The 13,023-nt window shown below is 40.1% G+C and carries 13 protein-coding genes; 5 read left to right on the top strand and 8 right to left on the bottom strand.

Features of this window, described 5'->3' with window-relative positions; translation table 11 throughout:
* Positions 1-130 precede the first annotated feature (130 nt).
* The 4 genes from fba (at position 131) to I6E80_RS17585 (ending at position 5,068) form a co-directional block, all read left to right on the top strand.
* Positions 131-1,195: a class II fructose-bisphosphate aldolase gene (gene fba / locus I6E80_RS17600; RefSeq protein ID WP_197152563.1), complete on the top strand. Its 1,065-nt coding sequence runs from the start codon at positions 131-133 to the stop codon at positions 1,193-1,195.
* A gap of 726 nt (positions 1,196-1,921) precedes the next feature.
* Positions 1,922-2,611, top strand: a complete 690-nt coding sequence (phoB, locus tag I6E80_RS17595; RefSeq protein WP_006791869.1) for a phosphate regulon transcriptional regulator PhoB — start codon at positions 1,922-1,924, stop codon at positions 2,609-2,611.
* Between the two features lie 65 nt (positions 2,612-2,676).
* Positions 2,677-3,984 (top strand): phosphate regulon sensor histidine kinase PhoR, encoded by a 1,308-nt coding sequence (phoR, locus tag I6E80_RS17590; RefSeq protein ID WP_024598976.1) that lies wholly within the window; start codon positions 2,677-2,679, stop codon positions 3,982-3,984.
* A 115-nt stretch (positions 3,985-4,099) separates the two neighbouring features.
* Positions 4,100-5,068 (top strand): PstS family phosphate ABC transporter substrate-binding protein, encoded by a 969-nt coding sequence (locus tag I6E80_RS17585; protein ID WP_024598975.1) that lies wholly within the window; start codon positions 4,100-4,102, stop codon positions 5,066-5,068.
* 70 nt (positions 5,069-5,138) lie between these two features.
* Here I6E80_RS17585 and I6E80_RS17580 read toward each other — a convergent pair whose 3' ends face one another.
* The 8 genes from I6E80_RS17580 to sfsA all read right to left on the bottom strand — a co-directional run bounded on the left by I6E80_RS17580 (position 5,139) and on the right by sfsA (position 11,576).
* Positions 5,139-5,375, bottom strand: a complete 237-nt coding sequence (locus I6E80_RS17580; RefSeq protein WP_024598974.1) for a hypothetical protein — start codon at positions 5,373-5,375, stop codon at positions 5,139-5,141.
* A gap of 33 nt (positions 5,376-5,408) precedes the next feature.
* The gene (gene panC, locus I6E80_RS17575) at positions 5,409-6,257 is read right to left on the bottom strand and encodes a pantoate--beta-alanine ligase (RefSeq protein ID WP_024598973.1); all 849 of its coding nucleotides are present in this window, start codon (positions 6,255-6,257) and stop codon (positions 5,409-5,411) included.
* Positions 6,257-7,051, bottom strand: a complete 795-nt coding sequence (gene panB / locus I6E80_RS17570; RefSeq protein ID WP_197186093.1) for a 3-methyl-2-oxobutanoate hydroxymethyltransferase — start codon at positions 7,049-7,051, stop codon at positions 6,257-6,259. Before panB ends, panC begins: the two co-directional genes overlap by 1 nt.
* 30 nt (positions 7,052-7,081) lie before the next feature.
* Positions 7,082-7,567: a 2-amino-4-hydroxy-6-hydroxymethyldihydropteridine diphosphokinase gene (folK, locus tag I6E80_RS17565; protein WP_197186092.1), complete on the bottom strand. Its 486-nt coding sequence runs from the start codon at positions 7,565-7,567 to the stop codon at positions 7,082-7,084.
* 4 nt (positions 7,568-7,571) lie between these two features.
* The gene (gene pcnB / locus I6E80_RS17560) at positions 7,572-8,915 is read right to left on the bottom strand and encodes a polynucleotide adenylyltransferase PcnB (RefSeq protein ID WP_331459347.1); all 1,344 of its coding nucleotides are present in this window, start codon (positions 8,913-8,915) and stop codon (positions 7,572-7,574) included.
* 216 nt (positions 8,916-9,131) lie between these two features.
* On the bottom strand, positions 9,132-10,076 hold the full coding sequence (gluQRS, locus tag I6E80_RS17555; protein WP_197186091.1) for a tRNA glutamyl-Q(34) synthetase GluQRS: 945 nt from the start codon (positions 10,074-10,076) through the stop codon (positions 9,132-9,134).
* Between the two features lie 20 nt (positions 10,077-10,096).
* Positions 10,097-10,540 carry an RNA polymerase-binding protein DksA gene (dksA, locus tag I6E80_RS17550; protein ID WP_002962671.1) on the bottom strand — a complete coding sequence of 148 codons (444 nt, stop codon included), beginning with the start codon at positions 10,538-10,540 and terminating at the stop codon, positions 10,097-10,099.
* 316 nt (positions 10,541-10,856) lie between these two features.
* The gene (sfsA, locus tag I6E80_RS17545; RefSeq protein ID WP_197186090.1) at positions 10,857-11,576 is read right to left on the bottom strand and encodes a DNA/RNA nuclease SfsA; all 720 of its coding nucleotides are present in this window, start codon (positions 11,574-11,576) and stop codon (positions 10,857-10,859) included.
* Between the two features lie 123 nt (positions 11,577-11,699).
* Here sfsA and pepB point away from each other — a divergent pair, with 123 nt between their 5' ends.
* Positions 11,700-12,995 (top strand): aminopeptidase PepB, encoded by a 1,296-nt coding sequence (pepB, locus tag I6E80_RS17540; RefSeq protein WP_024589754.1) that lies wholly within the window; start codon positions 11,700-11,702, stop codon positions 12,993-12,995.
* The last annotated feature ends 28 nt before the right edge of the window (positions 12,996-13,023 follow it).

Below are 13,023 nucleotides of genomic sequence, written 5' to 3'. Positions count from 1 at the left end.
TTAATAGTTAATTTAGACGGAATATTACTGCAAAGCAGTGGTTTTTCGTGGCGTTGTTATAACGCCAAACTAACACATCCGTTCAAACTAGATGGTAGGGAACTACTGTCGATAAATTGGAGAATACCCAATGGCTTTAATCAGTATGCGACAACTTTTAGATCATGCAGCAGAGCATGGTTACGGCGTACCTGCTTTTAACGTTAACAATCAAGAGCAAATGCGCGCAATAATGGAAGCGGCTGACAAAACAAACAGCCCAGTAATCGTTCAGGGATCAGCTGGTGCACGTGCTTATGCTGGTGCTCCATTTATTCGTCATATGATTTTAGCAGCCGTTGAAGAATGGCCACATATCCCCGTTGTTATGCACCAAGATCACGGCACATCGCCAGGTGTATGTCAGCGTTCAATTCAGCTTGGTTTTTCATCAGTAATGATGGATGGCTCGTTAATGAGCGACGGTAAAACCCCTTCAAGCTACGAATACAATATAGAAGTAACGCGCGAAACTGTTGCTATGGCGCATGCCTGTGGCGTATCGGTTGAAGGCGAGCTAGGTGTGCTTGGTTCACTAGAAACAGGTGAAGCTGGCGAAGAAGATGGTGTTGGCGCAGAAGGGTTACTAACCACTGAGCAAATGCTAACAGATCCTGAAGAAGCAGCTGACTTTGTAAATAAAACACACGTTGATGCACTTGCAATTGCCTGTGGTACTTCGCATGGTGCTTATAAATTTACTCGCCCACCAACCGATGACATTTTAGCGATTGATCGTATTAAAGCGATTCATGCGCGTATTCCTAACACGCATTTAGTGATGCATGGTTCGTCTTCTGTTCCACAAGAATGGTTAGAAATTATTAATCAGTATGGTGGCGAAATTCCAGAAACTTATGGTGTGCCGGTTGAACAGATTGTTGAAGGCATTAAGTTTGGTGTTCGTAAGGTAAATATTGATACCGATTTACGTTTAGCATCTACCGGTGCAATTCGCCGTCATATGGCGCTAAACCCATCTAATTTCGATCCACGTAAATACCTAGCTGAAGCTACAAAAGCAATGACAGAGATTTGTGTTGCACGCTATAACTCGTTTGGTACTTCTGGTCAGGCTAGTAAAATTAAGCCAATTTCACTTGATGAAATGCACCTTAAATACTTAAGCGGCGAACTTGATCCTAAAATTAGATAATAAGTCTATTTTAAAATAAATAGTTTAAAAGCCAGTAACCCAGTTGCTGGCTTTTTTAATGCCTGTACTTTTATATTACAGGTTACTGCCTCTGTTGATCAGATCACTGTATTACCAACACCTTACTTTGGGATCACGCATTTACTAACACAGCCTTTTCGGATCATTACTTTACTAAGCCAAATGCACTTTTTCGCTATTTTAGGCTCTGAGATAATTTGATCGTTATTTATTTGTACAAACAATCAACAACTTATGGCTTTGACTAGGTACAACTCTGATCTGAGGGTAGATCGGCTTGGTAAAAATCTGATCCTTTATTTGGAGCTTAGTAAAATTTAGATCTATTTTTAAACGTATTGATTGTTACACAGGCGGGTTTGTTAATTTTAAAATAGCTTTAAAGTTACTTTTAAACGATCGATCTGTAAAAAAGTATTGGTTAGTAAAACAATGATCCCAGCTAATTTTGTATTATTTAATGATTTAACTAGCGACAAAAAGTAGATAATTTCAAAAATTAGCTATTTTATAAATTTATCGTAAATCTCTAATTATTACGTTAAATATTAAAAAGGTTTTAAAAATATGACGTTAATGAGGTTTTTTGTCACTAATTTGTGTTTTTTTTACCACCATTTTAATTTACACGTTACACTTTCATAAAAATGTCATACTTAGTCATAATAATGAAAACTAATTCGATAGCGTAAGAGATAAATTGGAATGTCACGTAAAGTACTAGTCGTAGATGACGAAGCTCCTATCAGGGAGATGTTGGTTTTTGTTTTAGAGCAAAATGGATTTCAAGCAATTGAAGCAGAAGATTACGACTCTGCTATTGCAGCTATGGTTGAACCTTACCCAGATATGGTTTTACTTGATTGGATGTTACCAGGTGGAAGCGGTATTCAAATTGCTAAAAAGTTTAAGCAAAACGAACACACCCGCCAAATCCCAATTATTATGCTTACAGCCCGTGGCGAAGAAGAAGACAAAGTACGCGGCCTTGAAGTAGGTGCTGACGATTACGTCACTAAGCCATTTTCTCCTAAAGAGCTTATGGCACGTATTAAAGCGGTTATTCGCCGTGTATCGCCAACCTCATTAGAAGAGGCTATTGAAGTACATGGCCTGCGTTTAGATCCTATTTCGCATCGTGTTACCTCAGAAGGTAACGAGCTTGATATGGGGCCAACCGAATTTAGATTACTGCACTTTTTTATGACCCACCCAGAGCGTGTTTATAGTCGTGAACAACTGCTTGATCATGTATGGGGAACTAACGTTTACGTAGAAGATCGCACGGTTGATGTGCACATTCGTCGTCTGCGTAAAGCAATTGGCCCACTTGGACACGACCGTTTAGTGCAAACTGTACGTGGTGCTGGGTATCGTTTTTCAAGTAAGCTGTGATCAGCTTAAAGCTTAGCTAATGTGTGAAATATGCATGTATTACTACTCTAAGGTAAAGTGAGTGTATGTATCGAGTTGTTAATAAGCAGGCGTTAGTAAAGCGCCTGTTTATCTATTTTTTACCCTTACTATTAATTGGTGTGCTGGTTGGCGCGCCATTTTTGCTTTTATTTTTAGGATCTTTTTCCCTCCTTATTTGGCACTACCATCAACTTTATCGTTTGAGCGATTGGCTACTTAATCAACGTAGCTTTAATCCACCAGAGGGCGAGGGTGCATGGGAGCAAGTGTTTGAAGGTATTTATCATCTGCAGCACCGTAATCGTAAAAAACGTAATGAGCTTGCTGATTTAATTCGTCGCTTTCGCGATGGAGCTGAAGCAGTACCTGATGCGGTTGTGGTATTACAAAACGATTTAAGTATTGTGTGGTGTAATCAATTAGCGCTTAAAGTGCTTGGCCTGCAGTGGCCAACCGATCACGGTCAGCGTCTTGATAATTTAATTCGCGAACCTAAGTTTGCTAAATACATGCACAAAGGCGAGTTTGATGATGCGCTTGAGCTGGATAATGGTCATAGCGTTGAACAGGTACTTGAGTTTAGGGTAATGCCTTATGCAAGCACGCAACTTATGGTTGTTGTGCGTGATGTAACGCGCTTAAAACAGCTAGAACAGATGCGTAAAGACTTTGTAGCCAATGTGTCACATGAACTACGTACGCCGCTTACAGTGGTTACAGGGTATCTTGAGATGATGGAAGGTGACATGATGCCGCCGCCAGCAATGTGGAACAAAGCGCAAAATACCATGCTTGAACAATGTAAGCGCATGGATAGCTTAGTCAGCCAGTTACTATCGCTTTCACGTATTGAGGGGGCACGGCGTCAAGACAACGATAAAGCTATAAACGTACCGCAATTACTTGGTTATATTCACACTGAAGCAAATTCAATTAACCAAGACAAAGGCCATGAGCTTATTTTTAATATTGATAAAACCCTTGATATTAAAGGCTCTGAGGATGAACTGCGTAGTGCGTTTTCTAATTTAGTATTTAACGCGATTCATTACACAAAACCCGGTGGCAAAGTGGAAGTATGTTGGCAACGCAAAAACAATAAAGCATGTTTTAGTGTTACCGATAATGGTGATGGTATTGCGCCTGAGCATATTAACCGTTTAACTGAGCGTTTTTATCGTGTTGATAAAGCCCGCAGCAGAACAACAGGTGGCTCAGGTTTAGGGCTTGCGATTACAAAACATGTACTAACGCGCCACGATAGTAAATTAAATATTAGTAGTGAAGTTAACAAAGGTTCGTGTTTTTCTTTTGAATTTTCAATAGATAAGATAGTTTCGCTAGCTAAGTAATTAGGCTGAAAAGCAAAGTCATAAAAGTGTCATTTAAGAGTAATGTAACTGTCATGTACTCACTTTAGAGTGGGCAGCAGTTAGAAAATGGGACGAACAAACCGGAGAACCCTACATGAAATTTAAAAACTTAGTTGCCGCAATGGGTGTGGCTGTTACAACTTTCGTATCTGCACAAGCAGTTGCTTTAGACCAAGATATTCCTGAGTATCAAAAAATTAGTGGTGTTTCAGGTAACTTCTCATCAGTAGGTTCTGACACTTTAGCCAACATGATGACGTTCTGGGCTGAAGAGTACAAACGTATTTACCCAAATGTAAATATTCAAATTCAAGCGGCAGGTTCTTCTACTGCGCCACCGGCACTTACCGAAGGTACAGCTAACCTAGGTCCAATGAGCCGTAAAATGAAATCTAAAGAAATCGAAGCGTTCGAAAAACGTTACGGTTACAAACCAACAGAAGTACGTGTAGCTATTGATGCACTTGCAGTATTTGTACATAAAGATAATCCAATTGAAGGCCTTCGTATTGACCAAGTAGATGCGATTTTTTCATCTACTCGTAAATGTGGCGCATCAGAGCAAGTTAACCGTTGGAGCGATGTTGGTCTGACAGGTGACTGGGCAGCTAAAGACGTTCAACTTTACGGACGTAACTCAGTATCAGGTACTTACGGTTACTTTAAAAAGAAAGCACTGTGTAAAGGTGATTTCCGTAATAACGTAAATGAGCAACCGGGTTCTGCATCGGTAGTACAGTCAATTTCATCTTCATTAAATGCAATTGGTTACTCTGGTATTGGTTATAAAACATCGGGCGTACGTACAGTACCGCTAGCTAAAAAAGGCGATAACTTTGTTGATGCAACACTTGATAACGTTGCGCAAGGTAAATATCCGCTATCGCGCTTTTTATATGTTTATGTGAATAAACACCCGAATAAGCCGCTATCACCTATGGAAGAACAATTTTTAAGAATGGTACTTTCAAAAGATGGTCAGCAAATTGTAGAAAAAGATGGTTATGTACCACTTTCTGCAAAGCTAGTAAAAACAGAACTTAAAAAGCTTGGTTTGAACTAATAAACCATAAGCAATAAAAAACCGCTCACTGAGCGGTTTTTTTGTGCCTAAAATTAAAAGTTTTAGGGGATTAAATATTACCTAATTTTTCGGCTTGCACTTTACACTGATTGTAGCTCTCAACACATTTACCAGAGCATACTTGTTGCTTTAAGCTATCAGCAGTTGTTTGCTGTTCACATGTACTTTCGCATTGGTAATTTTGTTGAGCACACTGATTCATTTCAGGGTTTTCAACTTGGTTTTGGCAACCTACTAATAGTGCAAAAGTAAGGGCGACTACGCTTGTTTTTATTAAAGTGTGCATGCTTCTTATCCTTAAAATGGAGTCGCAATAATATTAAATTTCGACTTGAATATTGTCGATCAATCTAACACCACCAAAATAGGCTGCGGCTAAAATAACAAATTGAGTATCTTCGATTGTAGCAGTTTTTAATGTATCTCGTTGAGCAATCTCAAAATAGTCTGGCTTTAGGCCTGCTTGCTCTAAACTTTGTTTAGCTAAGCTTTCAAGTTTTACGAAGTCTTTATCGCCACTTTTAAGTTGCTCAGCGCACGTATTAAGTGCTTTAAATAATACGGTTGCTGTCGCTTTTTGCTCGTTCGATAAGTAACCATTACGCGAGCTCATAGCAAGGCCAGAAACTTCTCGCATTGTAGGTACACCAATAACTTCAACCGGAATTGATAAGTCGCGTGCCATGGTTTTAATTACTTGCAGTTGCTGAAAATCTTTTTCACCAAAGCAGGCGTAGTCTGGTTGTACAAGGTTAAATAACTTAGTCACTATTGTAGCAACGCCTCTGAAGTGGCCAGGACGTGAGCCACCACAGTAACCTAATGAAATATCAGGCACATCTACAAAGCTTTGTGCACCAAGTCCATTTGGATAGATTGTATCTACACTTGGAGTAAACACAATATCAGTGCCTAGTTCAGCAAGGCCTTGCTTGTCTTCGTTTAGCGTACGAGGATAGTTATCTAAATCTTCGTTAGCACCAAATTGCATTGGGTTAACAAAAATACTCACAACGACTTTATCGGCTAAGTTTTTTGCTTTTTCTACTAGCGAAAAATGCCCACGGTGCAAGTTGCCCATTGTTGGCACAAGTGCCACGCTAAGGCCAGCTTGGCGCCATGCTTTAATTTGACTACGTAACGATCTAATTTCAGTAATTGACTGCATTATTTAAACTCGTGTTCAGCGCTTGGAAATGCGCCATTTTTAACGTCTGTACAATACTTTTGAACGGCTGTAGGCATATTGCCTGTTTCGAGCAAAAAGTTTTTAGAAAATTTAGGAATGTAACCTGCGGAAATACCAACAAGGTCATGCATTACCAGTATTTGGCCATCAGTTAGGCTACCAGCACCAATACCAATAGTTGGGATACTTAGAGCGTCTGTAATGCGTTTAGCCAATGCACTTGGAATACATTCAAGTACTAATAATTGTGCGCCAGCGGCTTCTAGGGCTTTTGCATCATCAATCATTTTTTGTGCTTTGTCTTCTTCGCGACCTTGTATTTTAAAGCCACCAAATACATGTACTGACTGTGGTGTAAGGCCTAAATGCCCGCAAACTGGAATACCTTGTTGAGTAAGCGTTTTAATGCTCTCGTAAAGCCATTCTCCGCCTTCAAGCTTAATCATGTTTGCGCCAGCGCGCATAAGTTCAGCTGCATTTTTACAAGTATCACTTACGCTTGAGTAGGTCATAAACGGTAAGTCAGCAATTACAAATAATTCGCGACTACCGGCGCGTACACAGCGGGTATGATATGCAATATCTTGATTGGTTACGCCAAGGGTGTCATCGCCGCCTTGTAGTACCATGCCCAAAGAGTCGCCCACTAAAATAACTTCAACGCCGTTATCATGAAATAACTTTGCAAAACTAGCGTCGTAGGCTGTTAATGCAGTAATTTTGTTATTTTCTGCTTTCATTTTATTTAAAGTAGAAACGGTTATTTTAGACATAATATCCTCGCAGGCAAAAGCCTAGGTTAATTACAGAGGTAATTGTTGTAAGTCGTTGAGCGGTAAGTTATTTGCAATGGTTTTTAATGCAATGCCGCTTGGTAAAATAAGTTCAGGTGCAAGCTCTAATAGTGGATAAACCACAAACTCGCGATTATTCAAACCATAATGAGGCACAGTTAAGCGCACCGTATTTATAATTTGATCACCAAATAATAGAGTATCTATATCAAGAGTGCGTGGACCCCAACGCTCAGCTTTTCTTACTCGTCCATGCTCAAGCTCAATGCTTTGTGTTAAATCAAGCAATTGCTCTGGCTTAAGGGTCGTTTTAATACACGCTACTGCATTGATATAGTCAGGTTGATCTTGTGGGCCCATAGGCTTACTAGCATAGTAATGCGATACGCTTATAAATTCACAATTGGGCAGCTTTTTAAGCGCGATTACCGCGTTATCAAGCTGCTCTTTTGGTGAGTTTAGGTTGGCACCTAAACCCAAATAAACACAGTACATGTTATTACTCAGCTGGCTTTTTAGTAGGTCGACGGCGCCTTCGCGGCTTAGGACCACCTTGATGACCTAAGTTTTTAACCATCTCTTTTTGGCCGTTTATATCTTGGCTTAAGTATTGTGTCCACCACTGGGCAAGCTCAGTATGCTGTGTTTCGCCTGCGTCTACGCGTAAGAGTAAAAAGTCGTAGGCGGCTTTAAAGCGAGGTTGCTGCGTTAGTCTGTAAGCACGTTGGCCTGCGCGTTTATCTAAGCGGTGCTGAATATGCCAAATATCGCGGGCGCCTAGAGTAAAGCGTTTAGGAACCGCAATGTGTTGTGAGTTATCGCTGAGTACTTTATTCATTGCTTGTGCGAAAGCGTCGTATTCTGCAAGTTGCTCTTGGCTTTGAATCTTTTTAGTACGTTCAAGCAGCGGAAACCAAAGTAGTGCGGCAAAAATAAACGCTGGTGTTACTTTTTTATCAGCATTAATGCGCTTGTCAGTATTTTGAAACATTTGCTGAATAAGCGTGTGTTCTAAGCCACTTGGGTTTTTATCTAAGATTTTATCAAGCTCAGGAAACAGTGAGCGGAATAAGCCGTATTTACGCAGCATTAAAAAGTTAGCTTCGGCCTTGCCGTTTAAAAACAGCTTAAGAATTTCTTCAAATAAACGTGCTGGCGGAATGTTATCAAGCAAACTTGCAAGCTCGCTAATTGGCTTTTCACTTTTAGGCGCAATGCTCATATCAAGTTTAGTAGCAAAGCGAACTGCACGTAACATACGAACAGGGTCTTCGCGGTAACGCGTTTCAGGGTCGCCGATTAGCTCAATTTGTTTAGCTTTAATTGCCGCTAAGCCGTTGGCGTAATCGTGAATACTAAAATCTTTGATTGAGTAATAAAGTGCATTGATTGAAAAGTCGCGGCGCTCTGCATCTTCTTCAATACTGCCAAATACGTTGTCACGTAGTAATTGGCCTTCATCGCTTGATTGGCTTATTTGATTTTTGTCTTCTTGCGCTTCGTGATGGCCACGCATAGTCGCCACTTCAATAATTTCACGGCCAAATACAATATGTGCTAAGCGAAAGCGACGGCCAATAAGGCGACAGTTTCTAAATAGTTTTTTTACTTGATCTGGCGTTGCGTTAGTAACTACGTCAAAATCTTTTGGCTGTTGGCCTAACAATATATCGCGAATACAACCACCAACAAGGTAGGCATCGTAGCCACCGTCTTTTAAGCGGTATAATACTTTGATTGCATTTGGGCTAAATTGTTTGCGAGAAATACCATGCTCACCACGAGTGACAACAATAGGTTCACTGCTTACAGAAGCGCTTTCGGCACTGGTATTCGGGCCGATTATTTGTCGGCAAAATTGAAAAAGCTTGGAAATAATAGTCTGTCTCCTAGAAGGTGTGATTGACTCTGCATCGCAATCAAAAGTTACAGCAAATAAGGCGGTTATAGCCCAGTACTAGCTGTTTGACGTAATTAGCATATATTTAGGCGGCTATCATATACCAGCAGGGTTTAAAAATTAAGTTGATGTGTTGAAATTAAGCCGTTTTTAGCTATTTTATTTACTTAAATGTGTAAATTGGACTTTCTGACTACGTGGATGCTGAGAAATTTGTATTTCGGATACTTGTGGTACCTGTTTTAAGCTAAAGTTTTTAATTCCCCAAGCGATTAATTGTTCAATATTTAAATCGATTAAATCAGCTATAACAGGCAACCCTAAAAACTCAAATGCACTAATTAAAGCTGGCTTTGGATTTTGTTTGCTAATGGCGGGAGCATAGTTTTGTTTAGATAATTTGAAACCAGGCTTGGCAACCGCTAAAGGTAAATGAGCAAATTCAGGCACAGGGCTATTTAGTTGTTTAAACAAACTAATTTGCCTTGCGGTTGGCTCAATCAAATCAGCGCCTCTTACAATTCGATTAATCCCTTGATCAATATCATCGACGACCACAACAAGTTGATATGCAAATAAGCCATCGCTGCGTTTAATTAAGTAATCTTCATGGGAAAGGGCGCTATTTACTGTTATATCACCTTGAATTAAATCATTAAATTGAGTAGTTGGATGTTGCTGAACTAAGCGAAGCGCACCGGACTCCGTATTATGGTTAAGTGCTTGGCAATGCCCTTGATAAATACCGCCAATGGCTTTAATTTGTTTGCGAGTACAAGTGCAACCATAAACAAGCTTTTGTTTTAAAAGTGAGTGGGTAATATCTTGGTATAAAGGCTGACGCTGCGTTTGATATACAACAGGTTCGTCCCAGTGAAGGGCGTAGGCATGTAAGGTATTCAGAATATCGGAGTCGGCGTTTTTAACCACGCGCGTAGTGTCAATGTCTTCTATACGAACTAACCAATCTCCTTGGTTAGCTTTTGCATCTAGATAACTACCCACAGCCGCTACAAGTGAGCCAAAATGTAATGGCCCAGAAGGAGACGGTGCAAAACGACCGCGATATTTACGCATAGGCGCAGTAACGGCTGTAGGAGACATAACTAATTAATAAGTATTAATTAGCCGCGTCCAGATTGCTTTTCTTTGATTTCTGCAAGTGTTTTGCAGTCTACGCATAAATCGGCAGTAGGACGTGCTTCTAAGCGACGTATGCCAATTTCGATGCCACAAGACTCACAAAAGCCAAAATCATCTTCTTTAATCAAATTAATTGTTTTTTCAATTTTTTTGATTAATTTACGTTCGCGGTCACGAGTACGAAGTTCTAACGAGAACTCTTCTTCTTGTGCAGCGCGGTCAACTGGGTCAGGAAAGTTAGCAGCTTCGTCTTGCATGTGTGATTTAGTACGATCAACTTCGTTACGTAAATCATTACGCCAAGTTTCTAAAATCGCTCTAAAATGAGCACGTTGTGCATCATTCATGTACTCTTCGCCTGGTTTTTCTTGGTATGGTTCTAAACCGGCTTGAGCCAATAAACCATGTTTCTTTTGGTCTGGCATAACTCTCTCCTAAATCCTTAATTTAATGCCTCAGCATTAGCCGGCGGTATAAATAACAGAATCTTATACCCTAGGCAAATTTATTTTTAATTAATCGAATTAGCTTCAACCATGCTTACTGAGTAAAAAGTGTATTAATAGTTTATTTACACTTTTAATTAATTCACATATTCGCTTTCTAAAACTTGCCTTGTTATATGGGCAAAAGCTTTAAAAACAAGTTAATTTTTATAATTCACTTTGTATAACTTTTTTTAATTTGAGTACTTTGCTTATTTTGCAGATTACGCTTAGTTCAATCCCTTGGTTTAATACATTACTGTTCAAATACTATTTTTTTATGAAGTAAAACTTCATTAGCAGAAATAGTGGCTTTGTATGCTAATACTTCAACGCCGGCTATTATTGCTTGGCTTAATAGCGTGGCGTATTTTTTATCAATATGCGCAGCTGCACTCACGGTATTTATTCCTTCATGTAAAACAGCGAACAGTAATACTGCTCGGTGGCCTTGTTCGATCATTTCTATTAGTTCGCGGATATGTTTTTGTCCACGCAGTGTTTGCGCATCAGGAAAGTAGCCTTGCCCGCTTTGTGGTGCATCTTCGCTTAATAATGTGACTGATTTAACTTCTACGTAGCAATCAGGCTTATTTTCGTCTGTGAGTAAAAAGTCGATTCTGCTGTTTTCGCTGCCGTACTTTACTTCGCTTTGCAATTGACTGTAGTCGAGTAGCTCGCTTATCACATTATTGTTTATTGCTTCTTCTACTACTTTATTAGCCACCGCTGTATTTACACAAATAAGCTGCGATAGGTTATTTTGCGTAAGCTCTAATGAATGCGGGTATTTTCGTTTTGCGTTATCGCTTGTTGAATAAAAAGCAGCAAAACCAGGCTCTGCGCATCCCGTCATTTTACCTGTATTAGCACAGTGGGCGGTAAATTCACTGCCATCACTTAGTTGTAAATCAGCTAAAAAGCGTTTGTAGCGTTTTAATAAGGTAGCAGGTTGCAGAGTTGGCGTGTACTTCATGATAACTTCCAAAGTGTAAATACTGCACAGCAGTGTGATTTATGTTATTTATCTCAAGCTGTTGGGAACTTAAGCGCTCTATAGTAAACTCGGTGGCACATTTAAGTGCAAGGGTATTCTAACATGAGTGAAAAATTTGTTGTTCAACTAAGCGAACAAGCAGCAGCGAGTCATTGGGGCGATAATGCGTCATTGTCTTTTAATGAGCGCGGTGCAACTGTTCATTTGTCTGAGCAAGAAACATTGAAAAATGTTCAAAAAGCTGGTCGTACTATTGCAATCCAAGGTATTAAAAACGTTGAATTAGCAGGCGATGCTTGGTGTACAGAAAGCCAGTGGGCTTTTTATCAAGGCTTTGTAACACCAAAATCGTTAAACGGTGTTGAGTTTGTTGATAACGCACAATCAGATATTAAAGAACTTGCTCACTTAAAAACGTCAGCAATTTGGGCACGTGAAATGGTTAACGGGACAGCCGATGACATTTACCCAGAGAGCCTAGCCGAAAAAGCAGCTGAGTTTATTCAATCATTAGCGCCTGAACACGTAAGTTACCAAATCATTAAAGGTGATGCGTTACTAGAACAACAGTGGATAGGTATTCATGCTGTTGGTCGCGGTAGTGTTCGCCCACCAGTATTGCTTGAGCTTGATTACAACCCAACAGGCGACGAAAATGCACCAGTAAGTGCAGCGCTTGTAGGTAAAGGTATTACGTTTGACTCAGGTGGTTACTCAATTAAATCAAGCGAAGGTATGCTTGGTATGAAGTGCGACATGGGCGGCGCTGCAACAGTAACTGCAGGTTTAGCATTGGCTATTAACCGTGGTATTGAAAAACGTATTAAGCTGTTTTTATGTTGTGCTGAGAACTTAATTTCAGGTCATGCATACAAATTAGGTGACATTCTTACTTATAAAAATGGCACAACAGTTGAAATTGTAAACACGGATGCTGAAGGTCGCTTAGTACTTGCTGATGGTTTAATGGCAGCTGGGGAGACTGGCGCTCCACTTATTATTGATGCAGCAACACTAACTGGTGCAGCGCTTGTTGCTGTTGGCCAAGAGTACAATGCATTATTTGCACTTGATAAAGAACTTGTACGTGAAGTTGAGAGTTTTGCATCTCAAGAAATGGAAGCTGCTTGGCCACTGCCTCTTGAAAAATGGCATCAACAAAACTGCCCATCTCCTTATGCTGATACGGCAAATAGCCGTGCACAAAAAGGTGGCGGTTATGGCGGTGCATCGAATGCGGCAGGCTTTTTATCGCGCTTTGTGCCAAACGATGGCAAAGGCTGGGTACACATCGATTTAGCGGCTGCATTTAACATGGGCAGTACAAGCCAATGGGCAGCGGGCGCAACAACGCAAGGTATGCGTACGGTTGCTCGTACACTACAAGAAAAAGCATAATATTTACTAAATTACGCTTTTTACGCTA

The sequence above is a fragment of the Pseudoalteromonas sp. NSLLW218 genome, from assembly GCF_015864775.1.
In the GTDB taxonomy this organism is placed as follows: domain Bacteria; phylum Pseudomonadota; class Gammaproteobacteria; order Enterobacterales; family Alteromonadaceae; genus Pseudoalteromonas.
This window is presented reverse-complemented; position numbering and strand designations above follow the sequence as displayed.

Bases quoted from the DNA above. Each gene is read 5' to 3' on its own strand.
- panB (WP_197186093.1), bottom strand. From the start codon at position 7,051: ATGTCTAAAATAACCGTTTCTACTTTAAATAAAATGAAAGCAGAAAAT.
- folK (WP_197186092.1), bottom strand. From the start codon at position 7,567: ATGTACTGTGTTTATTTGGGTTTAGGTGCCAACCTAAACTCACCAAAA.
- sfsA (WP_197186090.1), bottom strand. From the start codon at position 11,576: ATGAAGTACACGCCAACTCTGCAACCTGCTACCTTATTAAAACGCTAC.
- I6E80_RS17585 (WP_024598975.1), top strand. From the start codon at position 4,100: ATGAAATTTAAAAACTTAGTTGCCGCAATGGGTGTGGCTGTTACAACT.
- fba (WP_197152563.1), top strand. From the start codon at position 131: ATGGCTTTAATCAGTATGCGACAACTTTTAGATCATGCAGCAGAGCAT.
- phoB (WP_006791869.1), top strand. From the start codon at position 1,922: ATGTCACGTAAAGTACTAGTCGTAGATGACGAAGCTCCTATCAGGGAG.
- dksA (WP_002962671.1), bottom strand. From the start codon at position 10,540: ATGCCAGACCAAAAGAAACATGGTTTATTGGCTCAAGCCGGTTTAGAA.
- panC (WP_024598973.1), bottom strand. From the start codon at position 6,257: ATGCAGTCAATTACTGAAATTAGATCGTTACGTAGTCAAATTAAAGCA.
- gluQRS (WP_197186091.1), bottom strand. From the start codon at position 10,076: ATGTCTCCTACAGCCGTTACTGCGCCTATGCGTAAATATCGCGGTCGT.
- phoR (WP_024598976.1), top strand. From the start codon at position 2,677: ATGTATCGAGTTGTTAATAAGCAGGCGTTAGTAAAGCGCCTGTTTATC.
- I6E80_RS17580 (WP_024598974.1), bottom strand. From the start codon at position 5,375: ATGCACACTTTAATAAAAACAAGCGTAGTCGCCCTTACTTTTGCACTA.
- pepB (WP_024589754.1), top strand. From the start codon at position 11,700: ATGAGTGAAAAATTTGTTGTTCAACTAAGCGAACAAGCAGCAGCGAGT.